Annotated in this window: 3 protein-coding genes; all 3 read right to left on the bottom strand. The window is 33.8% G+C overall.

The genetic code is table 11. The features are described 5' to 3' along the window. Positions 1 to 142 precede the first annotated feature (142 nt). Positions 143 to 1060, bottom strand: coding sequence for a hypothetical protein (locus OO184_RS21280; protein ID WP_265380901.1), 918 nt, complete (start codon positions 1058 to 1060; stop codon positions 143 to 145). 340 nt (positions 1061 to 1400) lie between these two features. After that, positions 1401 to 5357 carry a putative adhesin gene (locus OO184_RS21275; protein ID WP_265380900.1) on the bottom strand — a complete coding sequence of 1319 codons (3957 nt, stop codon included), beginning with the start codon at positions 5355 to 5357 and terminating at the stop codon, positions 1401 to 1403. Positions 5358 to 5462: 105 nt separating this feature from the next. Then, a complete protein-coding gene (locus OO184_RS21270; protein WP_265380899.1) occupies positions 5463 to 6449 on the bottom strand; it encodes a hypothetical protein in 987 nt (328 codons plus the stop codon). Positions 6450 to 6501 lie beyond the last annotated feature (52 nt).

Raw genomic sequence — 6501 nt, 5'->3', positions numbered from 1 at the left:
AGAAAGTAAATAATAGTGCGCCACAGATGGCGCAAAAATTATTTGATCTGGTGCTGTTATTTCCTACCCATTGATTGGGTATTCTTGATAAGAGGAAAGCACATTATGCAAAATACGACATATAAAGACTGGTTAATCTCTTTTATTCCTTTGGACCAGGCATTTTATGCCAGATATTCGTGCCTTTCTTTTTGTATGAAGTGATATAATTCAGGGGAATCGGAGTAATAAATGTCAGCTCTTCTGTACGAGCGGGCATCATTGCGACGAATTCTGACTGTTGAAGAGTCTGATGGCTCATCAAAAATTCGGGATAATTAATTCCTCTTCTATTATCTTGTTTAATTTGCTGACCAATAGTTTCTTTATTCATCTCCTGCGGTATTAGTCCAGGAATTTCCATTTTGTACAGGTAGGCAGCGTGTCCCCCATATCCCCCACAATCTGTATTTATTCCTGTGGATACATAGTTCCTATTTGCACTTCTGACATGTCCTACCATATGCGCTGATGGTCCGTCACTAATAAATGCATCCGTCAATTCTTGCTTAATCTCGGTAATATCCTTTTTTGACCAGGGATAAAATCCACCTGCTGCTACGATTTTTTCAGGATCCCGATTATCTCCTCTGAAAATAATGACATCTTTTTGATCTGTCAGTTCTAATTCATGTTTGCCAACCAGTAAAGTTGAAGATGCTATGCTATTAAAACTTGATGTTAATAATGTCTCAGGATCTATAGTGGAAGACGTTGGTCGATTAGCTGGTGATGTTGAACTTTCCGCGGTTGTAATAACTGGAAGTTTTGTTCCCTGTAATGATTTCGGTTTTGGTTTTGGTTGTGGTTTATTAATATTTACAGAAGAACTGCTTGATGAAGAGGACATCGTAAATTGGGAAGAGGGTTTCTTGTTGTCAGATAATCCTTTTGCATTCAATGCCTTTATACGTTCACTTATTGTCAGCATACGGCTAGTAGGAGCTAAATTATCACTATCTATCAATGTTTGTGATGAGCGTTCTTTTTGCTTTTCATTTTTGTTAGATTCGTTTTCCATATTATCACCTATTAGTTTTGAGTAAGAAATATATAGAGGATAAATAATCATATTAAGAGTTTATGTTTAATTCAATAGCCTCACCTTACAGCATAATTCTGTATGTTCTAATTTTTTATTTAACTGTTTGTATTTTATGAAGGAATCACAAGATAGATAATTTAATTAAAGTTAATTTTCAGACTTGTCTTATTTTTTAATGAATATTTTGTTGCAATAAAAACTGACTAATCAGAAAAATAATAAAATAGATGGATTTTAAGAATGGGTTATTATAGGAAATAACGGGAGCTATGTTATAAAATACAGCTCCCGGTTTTTTTATATAAATTAGGGTATATTATTTAACATCTGTAATACTAAATTTCATTTTGATGTAATAATTCTTTTTACTTCCACTTTTTATATATAAATTATTAACATCTAAAATACTTGTTTCAAGTTTCCCATTTTCTACTCTTCCAGCTTTAAAATCTTGGGAGTTGCTATTAATGATATTTGCCAGATAGACGCCCATCATGCTTAAATTTTGGATCTTTATTGCCAATGAGCGGAAACCTTCTGAATCATTGATCTCTAAAATGACATTACCATCTGATTTTTCTCCTCCTTTGAAATATAAATATTGTCCTATTGCTATTTCACTGAAATCAAGTAAGTTATTACTGTATAGATTGAAATCGGATAGAGAATGATTATCTGAAACTGTTTGTTCATGCATTAATTCAGGGCTATCTTTTTCTTTACCCGGTAAAAAGATATCATAATCTTCTCTTTTTAAAGCATCATCAAAGGTAATAATTTTATCATCTGTTGTCACCACGCCAATTACATATTCGCTATAATTTAGCGTGTTATGACTATTTGTAAATAATATAGATGTCAAAAGATATTTTATATCTCGCGGTTCATTAAGGTATTCATTGATATTAATAGCGGCAGTATCTCGTTTAGTTCTACTTGAACTTGCAGCTTTAGATTGTGGCAGCGTTTTTAATTGTTTATTTTCCCAATACTGTTCATGTTCATTTCGATAGCCGCGCGTGACGGCGTAAGAGCGAGTTGTTATTCTGGGTTTGCCATTATCCCAAATTTCTCTACACGCCAATACATGAATATTGTCATAATTTTTCTCCTTAATGAATTCAATAAGCTCCTTAATACTGACTTTTTTATCAATAGGAACATTTGGGCTAATGCTGAGTAAGTCAACCGCCGGTGTTCCATCATTTGCCCTTATTATTGTTTTTCTGTTCTCTATTAATGCCGAAACGTACTCTTTTTCTTTATCTTTTTCATACCATGAAAATTGATATTCTGCCACTTTAGGCACCGAGCTATTTTTTAATTTTGAAGCGCTAATACCGGTTGAATCTTCCGCTGTTAAATGGGTATGTTTTTCTATAATATTGCCAATATTCTTTAACTGCTCAAGTTTCTTTTCAGTAAATAGCGATTTTAATAAGTCATAATCTTTATATCTGTCAGGGAATGCCGACCAGAATTTTTCATAATTCCCGCCAATAGCGGAATGAGGGTTTAATTTATTAAACTCATTAACAAATCGTTCAATAAGTGGATCATCTAACCGGTATTCATCTGGCGCCCAAAATATAATATTTTTACTTTTGGGAAATATAATGGGTCTGGCTGAATTTTCACGACCGCCATGAGCGGAAAAAATGGCAGTTTTACTGATAGCAGGAGCGCCATTTTTATTCCAGGCCGCATAGATATTGAATTTAGAGTTAGATTCATCAACTCCCACAATATAATCTGAATCACTGTTATCCAATATTTTAAATTTACCCACTTCTCCTTTATCCCTTGGTAGATAAAATGCATCCTGCCGAGTATCTGCTGTTGGCGATTTAAAAAATGTTTTAGGTCTATTGGCATTTTCGGTCAGAATCTTTTCTGATGAGCTGGTTAACGCTTGAAATTTTCTATGCTTATTAATATATGCCAGCGCATAAGCTGCTCTGGCTGTTCTGCCATTTCCATCGCCAAATGGATGAATTTCAATTAACGTTGAATAGATTAGGAAAGGATCAACACCATTAACGCTTTTTGTTCTGGTTAGATAATAAGGAAGAATCGTTTGGGATGATTCCATATGTGGAAATATTTGATCGCCAAAACCACGATAATGTCTTAAATTAGCGCCCGGTTTTAAGCGATATAGCTCATCGTGCAATTGCGTTAATACATTAAAATCACTGATATCTTTGTCAATATATTTGGATAGCACACTTGTGACATGTTGTGCATCATTAGCATTTGATGTGCTTTTACTGACAATCCAATTTGCTGCTTTATTTAAATCACTGTTGCCTGAAATATCTTCAACATGAATAATTTTTTCCAGTTGATCTGAAAATGTGAGTTTCTCATCAAGGAAATTTGATATGTCATTAATTCGTTTTCGGTCATTTTTTAAAGCATAGCTTCTTATTGTCACTTCATCTTCGAGTTTCCTGAATGGTATTTTATTGATTGGATTTCCTTCATAATCTAATGTAATTGAATCCTTTATCATTTTGTTGAGTTTTTCCCATCCAACAACTTCGGCCAACTCTTTGGCTTCTTGAGTTTTCATTAGGTGTGATTGTAAAACTTTTATCTTTTTCTCGGTACTAAATCTTGACCAATATTTCCGATCAAGAAATGATTTATACCTGTTTCGAATATTTTCTAGTTTCCACGGGTTAGTACCCGAGCCAGGAATTTTTTTGACACTCTCTCTGGCTAATTGAGCATTTAATCCATAATTAACATTTATTTTTTTAATATTAAATTTATCAGTAATATATCCACCGCCATTTTCAATTAACTTTGCACCGTTGGTAATTTTTCTACCGATTGCTCGATTACTGAAAATGACATGAAAAGTCGATGAAACCGTAAAATTAACCCAAGCTTCTTGTTGTAATGCGCTGCTCTCCTCATACGTGTTCGCTATTGCTGATTGAATGAGTGGTATGACGGTATTGGCCGTGATGGTAACTAAATAACCTTTAATTGGGCTGACAGGGAGGATCATTGAGACCGCATCAAGAATTTGTCTGAGTATATTAAGATAATAATCAGCCATAATTTCACTTTCCGTATAGCTTATCTCATCCATATGTTCTATATATTTATCAAGAAATTCATCTACTGTGGTCCCAGTAGAGCCAGGTAGTTGATTAATGCCTTCATTGATATAATATTTCACATCTTCATTATTTCTAAATCTATTGATATATTTTTCATAATCACCGGTAACATCCTGCAATTTAATTAAAACATTCTCAACATCGCTGTTTAATAAGAATCTTATATCTTTACCACTATATTCAATTTTATTGAACTCTTTGTGATGAATATTTCTAATAAAATCATAAACGGTGAAGTATTTCGTTATCGGTTTGGGTTGATTTTTACATACATCAAATTTTCTATTAGCCTTAGGTTTGCATTTATCAAGTATTCTCTTTGAAATAATAACAGTAATTTGTTGATCTAAACTAACGCGATTACCCGCAATCTCTTTAACTCTGGATTCAATATATTGATAAGGAGATAATATTTTTGATACAGTATCTTCCGCTGTTGCTAATCGCTGAAGTTTTGCAATAACATTTTGACTAAATTCATCGACTTTATTACCGACATTATTATTAAGCAGTTCTTGCTGAATTTCAGGTGCGATTCCCTCAGGGAAAATAATTTTTTGTTTAATCTCATCGGGTATATTACCCTTTAATAATCCCAGAATCGAAACTTCAACAATACTATCTTCAACGGCAAGTGAGGTTTCTATATCAATATTAGAGCTAAGATTATGTTCCTGACGCCACCCTTCAAAATAATCAATCAGAATTATATTATTAAACTCTTCATTCGCAAAGTTGGATTCATGGTAATGATTTAATTCTTCGGGATATTTAGTCTTTAAATATTGTAGCGAAGTATAGCCGTAAAAATCGTAATTATAGGAAATATGATTGGACATCACGGTGAGAGAATCAGCATCAGGTTCAAATTGCCGATTTTTATCAAAATAGATCATTGCTTGATATTTATTTTCTAACTCAGATGCTGAGTAAATTTGTTTATGAATATCCGTATGATGAAAGGCCCTGAAATACCTTGCATAAGGTTCCTGTTCTACTCTTAAGCCTTGATAATTAAAATTATTAGAGTGGTATATTTCATACGCTTTTGTGAAATCTTGTTCAGAGAAAATCGCGATAGCAATATCAGAATGGTAACCGCTATAAAATGGTTCACTGATTTGATAATTGAATTTCATGTTATTAATTCCTCTTCTGTTTGTTATAATAGGGTATAGATTATTTTCCAATTAAATGGGTTGATATGGGGCTGTTTTATTTTTGTTTGGGTTTTTCTAATGTAATTAGTTATTGTTATTCTCTGAGGAAAGTTTTAATGTTTGTTTGTTAATGCTATTAATCATATTTTCTATTTTATTTCTCGTCCTTGCCAGTTTATCTAAAGTTAATTTCTCTCCCTTTATTTTAGAAGAAAACCCAGAAAGACTCATTTTATCACCGCCGTAGTTTTTACGCATAAATGCGGCGGCATCAGAGTGGCTTTCATTGAGGACTTCACGAATACTATTGGTGAAATCTAATATATGTCTGGCTTTATCATCACTTAATCCGGCTAATGCTTTATGGTGTGATATAGCCAGTTCAGCAAGTTTATAGGCGGGAATTTTGGCCGGGGATATTCTGCTGACAATTTGTGACGTTATTAAACCACCGGCAGTAACTTTTAGATTGTCTTTATTACCGATTTTTTTCTTTATCGCTTTTGAGATGGGGTTTTTATCGTAATTGTTGATATCAAATATCATGTTTCTGGTTTTAGGGTAAGGGTGTGCGATTTCCAACTTTTTATTTAATTTTTCAATCGCCGTATCATTAAGATAATTTAATCCTGTTCCGGCTAAGGCGCCAATACCTGCGCCAGCGATAGTGCCGATACCCGGCGCTATGGCGCTTCCTATGGCGCCGCCAATCGCGCCGCCCGCTATGCTGCCTCCTGTATTTAATAACGCTTGCAGTGCGGTTGTTCCCACATTTTTAGCCGTATTACTGTTAGCGGATTCAGGAGAGTCCATTGCTCTTAAGGTCCAATCTAATTGTTTTAAGTGACCTTTAACCACAACCATCCATTTGTAATATTCGGAAATATTTTCTTTCCAAAATGCATAATCCTGAGTTTGATTTAAGCTAACAGAACTTGTCCCCATCATAGTGTCTAAATCCAACCCCATGCCTAATGAGGTATCGTCTATATCATCCTCAATAGAGTGACTTGGCTGTGTTGGTCTATTTTTAAGATAATGACTATTTTCACTGTGTTTATTTATTGGCATATTATCACCTGTTTACTTTTTTTGGTAAGAAAGATATTAGTATAATATCAGC

The sequence above is a fragment of the Photorhabdus aballayi genome (assembly GCF_026153155.1).
Classification (GTDB): Bacteria; Pseudomonadota; Gammaproteobacteria; order Enterobacterales; family Enterobacteriaceae; genus Photorhabdus; species Photorhabdus luminescens.
The sequence above is the reverse complement of the archived record's forward strand: the minus strand, read 5'-3'. Positions and strand labels throughout refer to the sequence as shown.